We start from the raw sequence: 15,751 nt of genomic DNA on the forward strand, positions 1-15,751 counted from the left end.
GCCGTGGGCGGGAAAGCCCTGAGTGCCTTGTGGACCCCGAGGCGGCTGGCCGGGGAACTGCGGCGGCTGCCCGCCGGAACGCTGCGGTGGCCGCCCGGGCGCACCGGCGGGTCCGTGCGGACTTGATCCCGGGCCGCGCGGCGCCTGCCCCTGTTGTCCACCCGGTCCCTGCCCCGGCCGACCCTGCGGCAGCGGCCGAACCCCAGGCGGCGGCAACGGCCGGGCCCCCGGCGGCGGCAACGGTCCCCGCCCCGGTGGCGGCACCGGCCGCCGCGGGTCGTGCGGACCAGAGCCAGGACCAGAGCCAGGACCCTGCGGGCCTTGCGTCATGAAAGCGGAACCCCCCGTGCGATTTCCCCGTCGGAAGCGACGTACCTGCGGAGATCTCGCCGTTCCGGGCGTCAGCATAGAGCGGGTGCTCTAGGGTGTGGTGCTGTGTTGAGCAAATGGGGGACAGCGGCCGCGGTCGCCGCGATCGCCGTGCTGACCGCCGGGCCCGCCGCCGCACAAGGGCCTTCCGCCGGGCCCGTCCTGCCGAACGCACCCTCCGAGCAGGCCAAGAAACCCCAGCGGCTGAACGGCCAAGACATCCAGCCGCCCGAAGGCCCCACCGCCGACGTCGCCCTCAAAGTCCTCCGCGACGGCTCGCTCCAGGTCACCGAGAAGGTCACCGTCCCCGGCGGTAAGCAGCTCACCTCGCGCGTCCCCCTGAAAGTCGCGGCCGGCGACGACCAGGACCGCGTCTTCGAAGCCAGGGACATCAAGACCGAGGGCGCCGCCACCAGCCAGCTCACCGGCGACCAGCTCGTCCTCACTTTCACCGGCGGCACCTCGACCGCCACGTTCACCGTCGACGGCGCCATCGCCGACCAGAGCGGCCGCCAGCAAGCCCGCTGGCAAGTCGCCAGCGGCTTCGACACCCCGCTGGAAAAGCTCACCGCCTCCTTCCTCGCGCCGTCGCCACGGCTGTCCCCTGTGGACTGCTTCGCCGGCCCGATCGGCTCCAGCCAGCGCTGCACCCTCGCCGAACTCGACCACACCGGTGTCGTCCGCCTCGAACAGAACGACGTCCGGCCCGGCGACCGCGTCGACCTCCTCGTCGGCCTCCCCGCGAACACCGTCCCGGCCAACGCGAAGTTCGCCGACGTCGGCCTCTTCGCCACCGCCTTCGCCTTCACCCCGCTGACCGGCATCGCTTTCGCCCTGCTGCTCGTCTTCCTCATCGCCGGCGGGATCCACGTCCAGCGCCGCCGCAAGGAAGACGCCGGCGCGCTCACCACCGCCACCGGCCCGGTCGAGGTCCTCCTGCGCGACGGCGACCGCGTCTTCTTCGCGAGCCCCGACGGCGTCCTGCCCGGCCAGGTCGGCACGGTCGTCGACGAGACCGTCGACGTCGTCGACATCAGCGCCACCGTCGTCGACCTCGCCGTCCGCAACTACCTCTGGCTGGCGGAAGTACCGGGACAGGACTGGCAGATCGCCCGCCGCAACCCGCCGGACGAGCACCTGCACGACTTCGAACGCGCGGTCTACGAGACGCTGCTGCCGGCCGGCACCGACGCCGTCCTCGTGTCGCAGCTGCGCGCCCGCGGCCGGCTCGACCTGCGCAAGATCAGCGACGCGATGTACGCCGACGTCGTCACCAAGCGCTGGTTCTCCCGCCGCCCCGACACCGCCCGCGGCCGGCTGACCTGGCTCGGCGCCGGCATCTTCGCGCTCGGCGCGGCCGCCACCGCGGTGCTCACCTTCACGCTCGGCGAAGCGCTCCTCGGCGTCGCGGTCGCGCTGGCCGGGCTCGCCGTCGCCGCGGCGGCCGCGCTGCTGCCCTCGCGCACCGCGCGCGGCCGGGTGCTCGTCGGCCAGGTCCGCGGCCTGCTCGACTACCTCCACACCGCGAAAGCCGAGGACATCCCGCCGGCCGACCGCGAGATGGTGTTCTCGCGCTCCCTGCCGTACGCGGTCGTCCTGGGCGACACCGAACGCTGGCTCGGCGCCTTCGCCGCGCTCAACCCCGCCTCCGACGGTTCGGCCGGGCTCTACTGGTACGGCGGCATGGAGTCCGATCAGGACTTGCGCCGCTTCGGCACGCACTTCCCGTCGTTCCTGACGGCGCTCGACGGGCTGCTCACCGCGTCCGCCCGCGCGTCCCGCTGACCGTGCTCGCCGGAGCGGTCCTCGCACTCTTCCTGGTCGCCGGGCCGGGGGACGAGCCGCCGCTGCCGACCGTGCCGCAGAGCGCCGAGATCCAGCTCAAGGTCGAGCGCGACGGCTCGCTCTCGGTCGCCGAAGCGATCTCCGTGCCCGACGGCGTCACGATGGACCGCCGCGTCCCGCTGCGGGTCGCCGCGCCGCACCACCGCGACCGCGTCTACGGCGTCCGTGACGTCGTCCTCGAAGGCAGCGGGAACGCCCAGGTGGACGCGGACGCGTTCACCGTCCGCCTCACCGCCGGCACGTCGATCGTCCGATACACAGTGGACGGTGCGGTCGCCGGGAACCGGGTCACCTGGGAGTTGGCCGGTGGCTGGAGCACCGACCTGAAGTTCATCCGCGCCTCCTTCGCGACGCCCGACATCCCCACCGCCGTCGACTGCCTCGCCGGGCCGCCGGACTCCGACTTCCCGTGCGGCGCCGCGCAGATCGACCACGCCGGGCTGACCCGGTTCAGCCAGCAGAACCTCGCGGCGGGCGAGCGGATGACGACGACCGTCGAGCTGCCCGCGGGCACCGTCCCGGAGAACGCGGAACTCGTGCCCGCCAAGACGATCGCCGGCGCGTTCGTGCTCACCGCCCCGGTCGGCTGGGCCTGGACGGGCTTCGGCGCGTTCCTGCTCGCCGCCGCGGCCTGCGTCGCGTTCGCCCGACGGCGGAGCTTTCCCGTGAAAACTCCGCCCCCAGGTGGGAGCTTTCTCGTGAAAGCGACGGGTGAGTTCGCGTCGCCGGAAGGGGTGCTGCCCGGGCACGTCGGAGTGCTGCTGCACGGCCGCGCCGGGGCCGCCGACCTGGCCGCCACCGTGCTCGACCTCGCCGTCCGCAACTACCTCTGGGTCAGCGACGGCTCCCGGCTGACCCGTCGCAACCCCGCCGACGAGCACCTGACGCCCTTCGAGCGTGCCGTTTTCGAAGCCGTCCTGCCGGCGGACGGGCCGGACTCGGTGACGCTCGCCGAACTGCGGCAGCGTCACGTCGAAGTCCCACGAGCCGAACTGGACGCCGACGTCGTCCGGCGCGGCTGGTTCGCGACGGGCCGGCTCCGGCGCGCCGGGACCCGGGTCGTCTTCTACGGCGTGTTCCTGACGATCCTGCTCGCGCTGACCGCCGGGTACGCCCAGCTCGGCGTCATCCTCGCGCTGGCCGGGGCCGCCGCCGTCGCCGCCTCGGCCGCGCTGCCCGCGCGCCGTCGCGCGGGCGCCGAGGTCGCACGACGGCTCCGCGGTATCGCTGACCAGCTCGCCGCGACGCGGGCGAAGGACTTCGACAAGCCCCAGCGCGAACTGGTGTTCTCCCGCGGCCTGCCGTACGCGTTGGCTCTGGGCGAACAGGGGCCGTGGGTGGCCGCTTTCGAGGGCCTCGAACACCCGCCACCGGTGTACTGGCACGACGGCGAGATCCGCCCTGACCAGGCCGGATCCTTCGCGACGGCGCTCGCGGGCACGTTCGCCGGTGCCCGCCGCGGGCGCCGGCTCGCCGTGGTGGCCGCGGACACCGGTTCTCACCCGCCAGCCGGGAAGCCAGGAGGCGCCGAGCCGTCGTAGGGTGGGGCCATGGCCGATCCCGAGCTCGTCCGATACACCCTCGACAACGGTCTGCGCGTGGTACTGGCACCCGACGCGACCGCGCCGGTGGTCGGCGTCAGTGTCCACTACGACGTGGGCTTCCGCTCCGAGCCGGAGGGGCGCACCGGGTTCGCGCACCTCTTCGAGCACCTGATGTTCCAGGGCTCCGAAAGCTTGGAGAAGCTCGCCCACTTCCGGCACGTGCAGTCCAGCGGCGGCACCTTCAACGGGTCGACGCACCCCGACTACACCGACTACTTCGAGGTGCTGCCGAGCGCCGCGCTGGAGCGCGCGCTCTTCCTCGAAGCCGACCGGATGCGCGCACCGAAGCTGACCGCGGAGAACCTCGCGAACCAGATCGACGTCGTCAAGGAAGAGATCCGCCTCAACGTGCTGAACCGGCCCTACGGCGGGTTCCCGTGGATCACCCTGCCGCCGGTCCTGTACTCGACGTTCCCGAACGCGCACAACGGTTACGGCGGCTTCGAAGACCTCGAGAGCGCCACGGTCGACGACTGCGCGGCGTTCTTCGACACCTACTACTCGCCGGCGAACGCGGTGCTGACGGTGGCCGGCGACTTCGAGGTGGGCAACGCCAAGAAGCTGATCGAGGACCACTTCGGCGACGTCCCGCACCGGCCCGCGCCGCAGCGGCCGTCCTTCGCCGAGCCGCTGCCGACCACCGAGCTGCGCGGCGAGGTCGAAGACCCGCACGCCCCGCTGCCCGCGCTCGGCATCGGCTACCGGATGCCGGACCCGATCAACGACATCGACGGCTACCTGGCCTACCTCGTGCTCGCCGGCGTCCTGACCGACGGCGACGGTTCCCGCCTGCAGCAGCGGCTGGTGCACAAGGAGCCCCTGGTCGTCGACATCGGCGCCGGCGCCGGGCTGTTCGGCCCGTTCGAGGCCCGCGACCCGGACACGTTCACCATCACCCTGATCCACCCGCACGAGGTGCCGCGCGAGCGCGTGCTGGCGGCGCTGGACGACGAGCTCGAGAAGATCGCCGAGAACCCGCCGGACGAGCAGGAGCTGCGGAAGGTCACCGCCCGCTGGACGGCGAGCCTGCACTCCGAGCACGACCGGCTGGTGTCCCGGACGCTCGCGCTCGGCTCGTTCGAACTGCTCTACGGTGACGCGTCGCTGGTGTACCGGCTCGCGGACCGGATGTCCGCCGTCACCTCGGAAGCCGTGTCGGCCGCGGCGAAGGCGCTGCGCCCGGACGCGCGCGCCGTGCTGGTGGTCAAGCCCGCTTCGGAAGGGAACAACGAGCAGTGACTTCTGCAACGCACCGCACGGCCGAGGAGATCGGCCGCACCACGCGGGGCCCGCGCCCGCTGCCCCCGCTGGGCGAGCAGCGCGCCGCCGGCGACCTGTCCCATGTGGACACCGAGCTCTCGAACGGCCTGCGCGTGCTGGCCGTGCGCAAGGCGACCGTGCCGATGGTCGAGGCACGGCTGTGGATCCCGTTCGCGGGCGACGACGCGCTGCACCCGGCCACGTCCGAGGTGCTTGCCGAGACGATCCTGACCGGCACCGCGCGCCGCAACCGCATCGAGATCGACGCCGAGCTGGCGCTGATCGGCGGCGACATCGGCGCCGGCGTCGACCCGGAACGCCTGGTGCTCACCGGATCCGCGCTCGCCGAGAAGCTGCCGACGTTCCTCGACGTCCTCGGCGACGTCCTCACCGGAGCGACCTACGCCGACGACGAGATCGCGCGCGAGAAGGAACGGCTGGTCGAGCGGATCGCCGTGTCGCGCACGCAGCCGCGCACGATCGCGCGGGAGGCGCTGCAGAAGCACCGCTACGGCGACCACCCGGCCACGCGCGAGGTCCCGAAGGCCGAAGACGTCGCGGTCGTGACGCCCGAGCAGGTCCGGGCGCTGCACCAGGCGTCGGTGCTGCCGCGCGGGGCCGTGCTGGTGCTCATCGGTGACATCGACCCGCAGGCTGTCGTCGGCGAGCTCGAGAAGGTGCTCGGGGGCTGGGCGTCCGACCGGTCCGCCGTGCGGCTGCCGCCGCTGCCGGAGCTGACCGGCCCGAGCGTGCGGCTGGTGCCGCGCGCCGGGGCCGTGCAGTCGCAGATCCGGCTTTCGGCGCAGACCGTGCCGCGCACCGACCCGGGCTACGCGGCGCTGCAGCTGGCGAACCTGGCCTACGGCGGGTACTTCTCGTCGCGGCTGGTGGAGAACATCCGCGAGAACAAGGGGTACACCTACTCCGCGCACTCCGGGTTCGAGTTCACCGACGGCACCGCGGTGGTCAATGTCGACGCGGACACCGCCACCGAGGCGACCGCGCCGGCGCTGCTGGAGACCCGCTACGAGCTGGGCCGCCTCGGCCAGGTCCCGCCGGCCGGCGACGAGCTGGAGTCGGTGCGGCAGTACGCGATCGGCTCGCTGCTGACGTCGACGTCGTCGCAGTCCGGGCTGGCCGGCCAGGTGCTGGCGCTGGCCTCGACCGGCCTGGGCCTGGAGTGGCTCATCGAGCACCCGGCGCGGGTCGCGGCGGTGACCGCCGACGAGGTGGCCGAAGCGGCGCTGAAGTACTTCACCCCCCAGCGGTTCACGGGCGTGGTGGTCGGGGACGCGGCCGTGCTGGAACGCAAGCTCCTCGCGCTCGGCGACGTCGTCGTGGGTGAGCCGGCCTGATGTCCGTCCCGTTCACCCTGGGTGACCTGCCTACCCTGTCGCGGTCCACTGTGGACCGTCAGGAGGGCTTGCGCACCAACCCTTCGCGACTGGTGTCGCGCTGGGCGGACGCCCGGGTCGTCCTGCTGGACGACACCGGGCGCACCCCGGTCGTCGAGGGCTCGTCCGTGCTGGCGTTCCGGAAGGCGATCGACTTCGGCTCGGAGCCGCCCGCCGACGCGGTGTTCCTCGGCGAGTGGCAGGACACCGACTACTGGTCGCTGCCGGGCGGCCCGTCGGGTGACGCCGGCACGGTGAAGATGGCGGGCAGCTGGGGCTTCGTCGAGGAGGTCCCCAGCGCCGACGGCGAGATCTGGGTCGAGCTGCGCGGGTACGGGGACCTGCTGGACGACACGTCGGCGGGCCTGTTCACGACGGCGCAGGCACTGCGGAACTGGCGTCGCCAGGCGAAGTTCTGCACGCGCTGCGGCCACCCGACGGAGCTGATCCAGTTCGGCTGGGCGAGCAAGTGCACGAACGACGGCCGCGAAGAATACCCGCGTACCGACCCGGCGGTGATCTGCCTGGTCCACTCGCAGGAGGGCGTCAACGGCTCGCACGTGCTGCTGGCGCGCCAGCCGATCTGGCCGGCCGGGCGGTATTCGGTGCTGGCCGGGTTCGTGGAGGCGGGGGAGTCGCTGGAGGCGTGCGTCCTGCGCGAGATCCGCGAGGAGGTGGGGGCGGTCGTGTCGGACGTCCGCTACCTCGGGAGCCAGCCGTGGCCGTTCCCGCGGTCGATCATGCTGGGCTTCACCGCCCGGGCGGACCGGTCGTTGCCGCTGGTGCCGGCGGACGGCGAGATCGAAGAGGCACTGTGGGTGTCGCGCGACGAAGTGCGGGCGGCGTTCGCGAACAGCACGGTGCGGGGCGAGGGTTCGAAGCCGACGCCCATCGCCGGCGGTGCGGCGGAGATCATCCTGCCGGGCAACTCGTCCATCGCCCGCGTGATGCTCAAAGCCTGGGCCGACGCGGAGGAGTGAAACTCGTTGGCGCTCGCCCGGCCGCTGCTGCTAACCTCGCGGCGGCCGTGCGAGCGAACGAGGAGGTGGTACCCGTGAACGTTACGACGTGGGTGCTCCCCTCCGGGGTCACGGCTGGGCGATAGGTCGTCCGGGAGCGCCGTTCAAGCGCACTCCCGAAAGGCACGACCATGCGATTCACGACCGAACAGCGCCTCGGCGACGACGTCCTCGAGCGCGAGTTCACTCTCGGCGACATCCCCGGCATCCTGTGGACGCCCGCCACGTCCGCACCGGTCCCGCTGATCCTGATGGGCCATCCCGGTGGACTGGGCAAGATGTACCCCCGGCTGGCGGCCCGCGCCCGGGCCGCCGCGGCCGAGGGCTACGCCGCGGCCACCATCGAGCTTCCCGGCGGCGGTGACCGGCCCCGGCTCCCCGCCGTCGACGAGGCCCGCGCCGACCTGCGCCGGGCGATCCAGGCCGGCGAGCCGGTCGGCGACGAGATCGTCGAGCGGCTCGTCCTCCCGCTCGTCGACCAGGGTGTCCCGGAATGGCAGGCGACCCTGGACGCCCTCCTCGCCCTGCCGGAAATCGACGGCCCGGTCGGCTTCTCGGGCGGGGTGCTCGCCATCGCCGTCCGGCTCGCGGTGGTCGAGCCGCGCATCGCGGCCGCCGTGCTGTTCGCCGGCAGTTTCGTGCCGCGCAGCATGCTCGACGAGGCCCGGCAGGTCACCATCCCGCTGCTGGTCCTGCTGCAGTGGGACGACGAAGGAAACGACCGGCAGCTGGCCCTGGACGTGTTCGACGCCCTGGGCTCCAAGGAAAAGACGCTGCACGCCAACATGGGCGGGCACACCGGCATCCCGGCGTTCGAGGGGGACGACGGGAGCCGGTTCTTCGCCCGGCACCTGAAGTAGCGGGCTACGGCCAGTAGGGCGTGGCTCGCTGAGCCGCGTCCGCGATGGCCGGTCCGTCGAGGAGGGCGGCGGTGCGGTCGAGACCGGCCCGCCGCCACTCCACCGAGAACTCGAAGGGGCCGGCCGGCAGCGGTGAAAGTTAGAGCTGCCGGTCGCCCCGGTAGTGGCGGTCGTCGTAGCTCGCGCCGCCGCCGATCTCGGTCAGGGAACCCTGGCTGACCCGGAACTGCAGGCTGTCGTCGGAGGGGCCGTGGAACCCGCCGGCGTGACTTTCGCCGATGCCGTCCCAGGTGGTCTGGTCCAGCGACCCCCGCCGGACGCTGAGGTGCAGGTGCAGAGCACAGCCGCCCGGATAGGCGACGACGTGCTGAAGCGCGACGACGGCGAGGTCCGTCCGCGCGACGAACCGCGCGATCGGCACCGGGCAGCCGAGCACGTCCCACGGCGGAACGGTCGAGGTCATGTCTCCAGCGTCCTCGTCGCCGCAAGCGGAAGTCCCGTTCACCGGTGTTTCCGCCACGTGGCCCAGCGCGCCCCCAAGCGTTACCTGGCCGTTTCCGGAGGCCGTTGACGGCTGTGCTCCGGCTCACTACAGTCCTGCGAAACCGTCTGTAAAGTATCCTAATTAAGTCGGGAGACGACGAGTGCGAGCCGGTAGCCCGCGGATGCTGCGCGAGATCAACGATCGCGCCGCCATCGAGGTCCTCCTGCGTGAGGGCCCGCTCACGCGCGCCGAGCTCGAGCTCGCCATCGGGCTGTCCAAGCCCGCCACCGCACAGCTCATCACCCGGCTCGAGCAGGACACCCTCGTCGTCAAGGCCGGAGTGCGCGGCGGCGGACGGGGTCCCCGCGCCCAGCTCTGGGCGGCCAACGGCGCCCTCGCCTTCGTCGCCGCCGTGGACCTCACGCCGCACGTCGCCGACTTCGTCGTCGCCGACGTCGCCGGGATCGTGCTCGCCGAGTACCGGACCCCGCTGCCCGTCCACGCGGGCGCCGACGTCGTCGGGACCTTCGGCGAGGCCCTCAGCCACGTCGCCGGGGAAGCCGGGATCACCCGCGACCAGCTCGCCCACGTCGTGATCGGCGCGCAGGGCGCGTTCGACCCGCGGACCGGCCTGCTCTCCTCCGCCCCGCACATCCCCGGCTGGCTCGGCTTCGACGTCCCGCAGAAACTCAGCGACGACCTCGGCGTCGACGTCCTCATCGAGAACGACGTCAACCTCGTCGCCGTCGAGGAGATGAGCGTCGGGCAGGCCCAGGACGTCGACGACTTCGTCATGGTGTGGCTGTCCGAAGGCGTCGGCGGCGCGGTCGTGATCGGCCGCCGGCTGCTGCGCGGCGCCACCGGCGGGGGCGGCGAGATCGACTGGATGCGCGTGCCCGACCCGGCCACCGTCGACACCGGCGACGTCTGGCCCGAGGCCGGCGCCCGCTTCGGCAACCTGGTCGACTCGCCCGCCGTCTGCCGCCTCGCCGCCGCGCACGGCATCACCGCCGGAACCGCGTGGGACGCCGTCACCCAAGCCGGAGATCGGCACCCGTTCCTCGACGACCTGGCCCGGCGCGTCGCCGGCGGCATCGCCAACCTCGTCGCGGTCGCCGACCCGCAGCTCGTGCTCCTCTGCGGCGACACGAGCCGCGCCGGCGGCGAGAACTTCGCCGCGCTGGTGCAGGAAAAGCTGCACGAGCTGGTCCTGCCGCGCACGCCCGTCGGCTGCGCTTCGGTGCAGGGCAACGCCGTCCGCGCCGGCGCGCTGCAGTCCGCGCTGGCCACCGCCCGTGAGGACGTCTTCGGCGTCGTCACCCCCACGCTCCTCGGGTCGCGCAGGCCCGCGGTCGGAGAGCCACTCGGCAAGACCCCGGAGGCCCTCCCGAACACCCGTTCCGCCCCGTCCCCAACCGAGTAGCCCAACCGATGAGGAGGAGGGCCATGCCCCCTACCACCCGGACCCGCCGAGGCGCCCTGTCAGTGGCCGTCGCCGCGGCGTCCGTCCTGCTGACGAGCGCGTGCTCCGGCGCCGCCGCCCCGAGCGGTGGTGACGTGGCCGCCGCGCCCGGCAAGGACGACAAGCTCACGATCACCGTGTACTCCAAGTTCACCGACCGCGAGTACGGCGTGGTCACCGCGGGCCTGAACAAGCTCAAGGCGAAGTTCCCGAACATCGAGATCAAGCACGAGGGCAACCAGGACGACGACAAGCTCACCCAGTCGATCCGCGGCGGCAACCCGCCCGACGTCGCGATCTCCTTCTACACCGACAACCTGGGCGCCTGGTGCTCCACCGGCAGCTTCCAGGACCTCAAGCCCTACATCGACCGCGACAAGATCGACCTGAACCAAATCCCCGAAGCCGTCCGCAACTACACCGAGTACCAGGGCAAGCGGTGCGCGATGCCGATGCTCGCCGACGTCTACGGGCTGTACTACAGCAAGGACATGTTCGCGGCGAAGGGCGTCACGTCGCCGCCGAAGACCACCTCGGAACTGTTCGAGGCCACCAAGAAGCTCACCGAGTTCAACCCGGACGGGTCGATCAAGGTCGCCGGCTTCCTGCCCTCGATGCCGTTCTACGCCAACCAGGCCCAGTACTGGGCGCCGAACTTCGGCGCGCCGTTCCTCGGCCCGGACGGCAAGTCGGATCTCGCCACCAACCCCGGCTGGAAGGCGATGTTCGAGTTCCAGAAGCAGCTCATCGACTTCTACGGCGGCCACGACAAGGTCGAGCAGTTCAAGGCCGGGCTCGGTGACGAGTACTCCGCCGACAACGGCTTCCACAAGGGCAAGCTGGCGATGATCTACGACGGCGAGTTCCGCACCGCGTTCCTCAAGGACCAGGCGCCGAACGTCAACTACGCCACCGCGCCCGCGCCGGTGCTCGACACCATGGCCGACCACTACGGCGGCGGCTTCACCACCGGCACGATCATCGCGATCCCCAAGGGCGCCAAGAACCCCGGCGCCGCGTGGGAGCTCATCAAGCAGGTCACCCTGGACACCGACACCCTGGTGGACATGGCCAACGGCCTGAAGAACGTGCCCAGCACCAAGGCGGCGCTCACCTCGCCGAAGCTGGACCTGCAGCCGCAGTTCAAGACGTTCCTCGACATCTACGACAGCGGCAAGCTGGTGGCCAACCAGACCACCCCGATCGGCGACGCGCACCTCAAGGCGGTCAACGACTTCGCCGAGAAGTGGCAGGCCGGTTCGGTGCCCGATCTGACGGAAGGCCTGAAGAAGGTGGACGCGCAGATCGACGACGAGCTGAAGCAGAAGGGCGCGGGCGGATGACGACGCTCGCCGAAAAGGCTTCCCCGTCCGCACCTGCGAAGGTGCGGGCGGGGGCCCGCCGGGCCAAGCGCCGCCGGACCGTCTTCTTCTTCATGGCCCCGGCGTTCCTCGGGTTCCTGATCTTCTTCGGCTACCCCCTGATCGCCACGGTCTACTACTCCTTCACCCGGTACGACCTGATCAACCCGCCGCAGTTCATCGGGTTCGACAACTACGTCCGGATGTTCACCTCCGAGCCCCTGGTCGGCACGGCCGCGTACAACACGCTGTGGCTGGTGGTCGTCCTGACGGTCTGCCGGGTGACGTTCTCCCTCGGCATCGCGTCGGTGATCTCACGGCTCAAGTCGGGCGTCGGGCTCGTCCGGACGCTGTGCTACCTGCCGACGCTCGCCCCGCCCGCGGCGGCGACGCTGGCCTTCGTCTTCGTGTTCAACCCCGAGTTCGGGCCGGTCAACCGGTTCCTGCGGCTCGTCGGCATCGACGGCGGGCTCTGGTTCAACAGCCCGGCGATGTCGAAGCCCGCGCTGACGCTGCTCGCGCTGTGGGGCTCCGGCGAGCTGATGATCATCATCCTGGCCGCGCTGCTCGACGTCCCGACCGAGCAGTACGAGGCCGCCGAGCTCGACGGCGCCGGCCCGGTCCGCCGGTTCTGGCACGTCACGCTGCCGTCGATCTCGCCGGTGCTGCTGTTCGGCGTGGTCAACTCGATCATCTACGCGTTGCAGTTCTTCACGCAGGCGATCGTCGCGGCGTCCGCCTCGGCGGGCACGGCCGACGTCGCCGGCAACTCGAAACTCATCGGGGCGCCGCAGAACTCGACGCTGACGTACCCGATCTGGCTGTACGTGCAGGGTTTCCGCTACTTCAACATGGGCTACGCGGCCGCGATGGCCGTGCTGCTGTTCATCGTCAGCGCCGCCTTCACGTGGATTCTCGTGCGGCAGCTGCGCAAATCCCAGCACCAGGAGGAGGGGGCATGACCGCACTGGCCGAAGCGCCGCAGAAACCGGCGGGCGTGCCGCCGCGGGTGCGGTTCAAGCGCAACTGGGACAAGCGGCTGTCCTACATCGCGACGCACGCGATCGGGATCGCGCTCGGCGTGATCTTCATGCTGCCGCTGCTGTTCGTGTTCCTCACCGCGGTGATGAAGAGCGACCAGGCCATGACGGCGAGCCTGTGGCCGTCCGAATGGCACTTCGAGAACTTCGTGACGGTGTTCAAGAAGGCGCCGCTGCTGGAGTACTTCGGCAACAGCCTGCTGTATTCGGCCCTGGCGACGGTGGGCGCGCTGCTTTCGGCGATCCCGGCGGCGTACGCGCTGGCGAAGCTGCGGTGGCGCGGGCAGAACCTGTTCTTCATGCTGACCGTGGCGGCGATGCTGCTGCCGCCGCAGGTCACCATCGTGCCGCTGTACGACCTGTGGGTCCGGATGGGGCTCACCGGCACGCTGGTTCCGCTGATCGTGCCGTACTTCTTCTTCGACGCGTTCTCGATCTTCCTGCTCCGGCAGTTCTTCCTCACCATTCCGAAGGACTACCTCGAAGCCGCGAAGATCGACGGCTGCAACGAGTTCCAGGCGATGGTCCGGGTGCTGATCCCGATGGCCAAGCCGGGGATCGCGGCCACCGCGATGTTCTGCTTCCTGTTCACCTGGAACGACTACTTCGGTCCGCTGCTCTACACCGGCGAGAACCAGGACCACTGGCCGCTGTCGCTGGCGATCGCGTCCTTCCGCGGCATGCACCACGTCGAGTGGAACATGACGATGGCGGCGACCGCGCTGATCATGGCGCCGGTCATCGTGCTGTTCGTGTTCGCGCAGAAGTCGTTCGTCAAGGGCATCACATTCACGGGAGTCAAGGGATGAAGCTGGCAGTCGTCGGTGGCGGGTCCACCTACACGCCGGAGCTGATCGACGGGATCGCCGGTCGCCGGTCCACTTTGGACGTCGACGAGATCGTGCTGGTCGACCCGGACGCCTACCGCGTCGAGGCCGTCGGCGGGTTCAGCCGGCGGCTGCTCTCGCACGCCGGGCACCCCGCGCAGGTGCGGACCACGCAGTCCCTGGAGGAGGGCGTGGACGGCGCTTCGGCCGTGTTGATCCAGCTGCGCGTCGGCGGGCAGCGGGCACGGCGCTCCGACGAGACGTTCCCGCACGTCTGCGGCTGCGTCGGGCAGGAGACGACCGGCGCCGGCGGGCTCGCGAAGGCGCTGCGCACGGTGCCGGTGGTGCTCGACATCGCCGAGCGCGTCCGCAAGATCGCCGGGGACGACACGTGGATCGTGAACTTCACCAACCCGGTCGGCATCGTCACCCGCGCGCTGCTCAACGAAGGCCACCGCGCGGTCGGGTTGTGCAACGTCGCCATCAACCTGCAGCGCCAGTTCGGGAAGCTGCTGGGTGTCGGCGCGGACGACGTCAAGCTCGTCCACACCGGACTGAACCACCTGAGCTGGGAGCGCGGCGCGCTCGTCGACGGCGTCGACCGGCTGCCCGAGCTGCTGGATCAGCACCTGGACTACCTGTCCAACGAGGTCAGCGTGCCCGAGAAGTGGCTGCGGCGGATGAACGTCGTGCCGTCGTACTACCTGAAGTACTTCTACGCGCACGACGAGCAGGTCACCAAGCAGCGCACCGAGCGGCCGCGCGCGGACGTCGTGTCCGACGTCGAGGAAGAGCTCCTGAAGATCTACCTCGACCCGGAGCAGAACACGAAGCCGGAGTCCCTCGAAAAGCGCGGCGGGGCGTACTACTCGGAAGCCGCTGTGCAGCTGGTGCATGCGCTGACCGCGGGTGGCCCGGCCGAGGAGCACGTCGTGAACGTCCGCAACGACGGCACCTTCCCGTTCCTGCCGGACGACGCCGTCATCGAGTCGCGATCCACTGTGGACTCCTCGGGCGCTGTGCCGATCGCGCAGCCGCCGGTCGAACCGCAGTTCTCCGGGCTCATCGCGGCGACGACCGCGTACGAGTTCCTGGCGCTGGAAGCTGCGGTCAAGGGTGGCCGGGACCGCGTGGCCGATGCCCTGCTGGCGCACCCGCTGGTCGGCCAGTACACCAAGGCCGACACCCTCGCCGATTCGCTGGTGCAGATCAACCGCGAGTACCTGCCCTGGGCGCGCGGATGAAGCCTGCCATCATCGCGATCGACGGCGGCAACAGCAAGACCGAGGTCCTGGTGGTCTCGGAAGACGGCGTCGTGCTGGGGAAGTCGCGTGGCCCTGGTGCGTCGCCGCAGAACATCGGCGTCGCCGCCTGCGTCACGGCGCTGGAAGGCCTGGTCCTGGAAGCGTTTCCGGGGTTCGGCGAAAGGCCGTTCGCGGTCCACACTTCCGCGTACCTCGCCGGGCTGGACTTCCCGCGCGAGGAAGAGGCGCTGCACGCGGCACTGGCGGCGCGCGGGTGGAGTGACACCCTGACCGTCGGCAACGACACCCTCGCGCTGCTTCGGGCGGGCAGCGCGGGGGTGGGCGTCGCCGTGGTGTGCGGCGCCGGGATCAACGGCGCCGGCGTCGGCCCGGACGGCCGTGTCCACCGCTTTCCCGCGCTGGGCAAGATCTCCGGCGACTGGGGCGGTGGCTACCGCCTCGGCGAGGAGGCCCTGTGGTGGGCCGTGCGCGCCGAGGACGGCCGCGGCCCGCGGACCGCGTTGATGCCGGCGGTGGCGGCCTACTTCGGCAAGCCGACGCTGCTGGACGTCGTGCAGGGGCTGCACTTCGAAGAAATTCCCGCCGCCTCGATCCACGGGCTGTGCCCGCTGCTGTTCGAGGTCGCGGCGGCCGGCGACGAGGTCGCGTCGGACATCGTCACCCGGTTCGTCGAAGAGGTCAGCGTGTTCGCGGCGGTGATCCTGCGGAACCTCGAGCTGACGGAGGAAGCGCCCGAGATCGTCCTCGGCGGCGGGGTGCTGACCGGGATCGGCGCGCCGGTGATCGCGGAGATCGAACGCCGGTGCCTCAAGGTCGCGCCGCGGGCGGTGGTCCGCGTCGTCGACGTGAACCCCGTGGTGGGGGCGGCTTTGTTCGGGCTGGACACGCTGGGCGCGTCGGACGCCGCGAAGGCGTCGCTGAAGGCGGCGACCCAGCGCGCATAGACCTGGTGGCCTGCCTC

The 15,751-nt window shown here is 71.2% G+C and carries 13 protein-coding genes; 12 read left to right on the plus strand and 1 reads right to left on the minus strand.

Annotated features, from left to right (window positions below; all coding sequences use genetic code 11):
- Positions 1-435 precede the first annotated feature (435 nt).
- The 6 genes from ACZ4TR_RS41375 to ACZ4TR_RS41400 all read left to right on the plus strand — a co-directional run bounded on the left by ACZ4TR_RS41375 (position 436) and on the right by ACZ4TR_RS41400 (position 8,351).
- Positions 436-2,154, plus strand: a complete 1,719-nt coding sequence (locus ACZ4TR_RS41375; RefSeq protein ID WP_465293572.1) for a DUF2207 domain-containing protein — start codon at positions 436-438, stop codon at positions 2,152-2,154.
- A gap of 2 nt (positions 2,155-2,156) precedes the next feature.
- Positions 2,157-3,755: a DUF2207 family protein gene (locus tag ACZ4TR_RS41380; protein WP_465293573.1), complete on the plus strand. Its 1,599-nt coding sequence runs from the start codon at positions 2,157-2,159 to the stop codon at positions 3,753-3,755.
- A 9-nt stretch (positions 3,756-3,764) separates the two neighbouring features.
- Positions 3,765-5,057, plus strand: a complete 1,293-nt coding sequence (locus ACZ4TR_RS41385; RefSeq protein ID WP_465293574.1) for a M16 family metallopeptidase — start codon at positions 3,765-3,767, stop codon at positions 5,055-5,057.
- Positions 5,054-6,433, plus strand: coding sequence for a M16 family metallopeptidase (locus ACZ4TR_RS41390; protein ID WP_465293575.1), 1,380 nt, complete (start codon positions 5,054-5,056; stop codon positions 6,431-6,433). The genes ACZ4TR_RS41385 and ACZ4TR_RS41390 overlap by 4 nt, the downstream gene beginning before the upstream one ends.
- A complete protein-coding gene (gene nudC / locus ACZ4TR_RS41395; protein ID WP_465293576.1) occupies positions 6,433-7,452 on the plus strand; it encodes an NAD(+) diphosphatase in 1,020 nt (339 codons plus the stop codon). The genes ACZ4TR_RS41390 and nudC overlap by 1 nt, the downstream gene beginning before the upstream one ends.
- A gap of 170 nt (positions 7,453-7,622) precedes the next feature.
- Positions 7,623-8,351, plus strand: coding sequence for a dienelactone hydrolase family protein (locus tag ACZ4TR_RS41400; protein ID WP_465293577.1), 729 nt, complete (start codon positions 7,623-7,625; stop codon positions 8,349-8,351).
- A gap of 139 nt (positions 8,352-8,490) precedes the next feature.
- Here ACZ4TR_RS41400 and ACZ4TR_RS41405 read toward each other — a convergent pair whose 3' ends face one another.
- Positions 8,491-8,814 carry a hypothetical protein gene (locus ACZ4TR_RS41405; protein WP_465293578.1) on the minus strand — a complete coding sequence of 108 codons (324 nt, stop codon included), beginning with the start codon at positions 8,812-8,814 and terminating at the stop codon, positions 8,491-8,493.
- A gap of 202 nt (positions 8,815-9,016) precedes the next feature.
- On the opposite strand from ACZ4TR_RS41405, the gene ACZ4TR_RS41410 reads away from it, so the two are divergent.
- Genes ACZ4TR_RS41410 through ACZ4TR_RS41435 form a run of 6 tightly spaced genes read left to right on the plus strand, consistent with a single transcriptional unit; the run spans position 9,017 to position 15,734 of the window.
- On the plus strand, positions 9,017-10,258 hold the full coding sequence (locus ACZ4TR_RS41410; protein WP_465293679.1) for an ROK family transcriptional regulator: 1,242 nt from the start codon (positions 9,017-9,019) through the stop codon (positions 10,256-10,258).
- 23 nt (positions 10,259-10,281) lie between these two features.
- Complete coding sequence (locus tag ACZ4TR_RS41415; RefSeq protein ID WP_465293579.1) at positions 10,282-11,640, plus strand: extracellular solute-binding protein; 1,359 nt, start codon at positions 10,282-10,284, stop codon at positions 11,638-11,640.
- Positions 11,637-12,620 carry a carbohydrate ABC transporter permease gene (locus ACZ4TR_RS41420; RefSeq protein ID WP_465293580.1) on the plus strand — a complete coding sequence of 328 codons (984 nt, stop codon included), beginning with the start codon at positions 11,637-11,639 and terminating at the stop codon, positions 12,618-12,620. Before ACZ4TR_RS41415 ends, ACZ4TR_RS41420 begins: the two co-directional genes overlap by 4 nt.
- Positions 12,617-13,507, plus strand: a complete 891-nt coding sequence (locus ACZ4TR_RS41425) for a carbohydrate ABC transporter permease (RefSeq protein ID WP_465293581.1) — start codon at positions 12,617-12,619, stop codon at positions 13,505-13,507. Before ACZ4TR_RS41420 ends, ACZ4TR_RS41425 begins: the two co-directional genes overlap by 4 nt.
- The gene (locus ACZ4TR_RS41430) at positions 13,504-14,769 is read left to right on the plus strand and encodes a 6-phospho-beta-glucosidase (protein WP_465293582.1); all 1,266 of its coding nucleotides are present in this window, start codon (positions 13,504-13,506) and stop codon (positions 14,767-14,769) included. Before ACZ4TR_RS41425 ends, ACZ4TR_RS41430 begins: the two co-directional genes overlap by 4 nt.
- Positions 14,766-15,734 (plus strand): N-acetylglucosamine kinase, encoded by a 969-nt coding sequence (locus ACZ4TR_RS41435; RefSeq protein ID WP_465293583.1) that lies wholly within the window; start codon positions 14,766-14,768, stop codon positions 15,732-15,734. The genes ACZ4TR_RS41430 and ACZ4TR_RS41435 overlap by 4 nt, the downstream gene beginning before the upstream one ends.
- Positions 15,735-15,751: the final 17 nt, after the last annotated feature.

The sequence above is a fragment of the Amycolatopsis sp. NPDC028719 genome (assembly GCF_055565395.1).

Coding starts and splice junctions, on each gene's coding strand:
- ACZ4TR_RS41420 (WP_465293580.1), top strand. CDS start 11,637: ATGACGACGCTCGCCGAAAAGGCTTCCCCGTCCGCACCTGCGAAGGTG.
- ACZ4TR_RS41405 (WP_465293578.1), bottom strand. CDS start 8,814: ATGACCTCGACCGTTCCGCCGTGGGACGTGCTCGGCTGCCCGGTGCCG.
- ACZ4TR_RS41400 (WP_465293577.1), top strand. CDS start 7,623: ATGCGATTCACGACCGAACAGCGCCTCGGCGACGACGTCCTCGAGCGC.
- nudC (WP_465293576.1), top strand. CDS start 6,433: ATGTCCGTCCCGTTCACCCTGGGTGACCTGCCTACCCTGTCGCGGTCC.
- ACZ4TR_RS41425 (WP_465293581.1), top strand. CDS start 12,617: ATGACCGCACTGGCCGAAGCGCCGCAGAAACCGGCGGGCGTGCCGCCG.
- ACZ4TR_RS41430 (WP_465293582.1), top strand. CDS start 13,504: ATGAAGCTGGCAGTCGTCGGTGGCGGGTCCACCTACACGCCGGAGCTG.
- ACZ4TR_RS41385 (WP_465293574.1), top strand. CDS start 3,765: ATGGCCGATCCCGAGCTCGTCCGATACACCCTCGACAACGGTCTGCGC.
- ACZ4TR_RS41410 (WP_465293679.1), top strand. CDS start 9,017: ATGCTGCGCGAGATCAACGATCGCGCCGCCATCGAGGTCCTCCTGCGT.
- ACZ4TR_RS41415 (WP_465293579.1), top strand. CDS start 10,282: ATGCCCCCTACCACCCGGACCCGCCGAGGCGCCCTGTCAGTGGCCGTC.
- ACZ4TR_RS41435 (WP_465293583.1), top strand. CDS start 14,766: ATGAAGCCTGCCATCATCGCGATCGACGGCGGCAACAGCAAGACCGAG.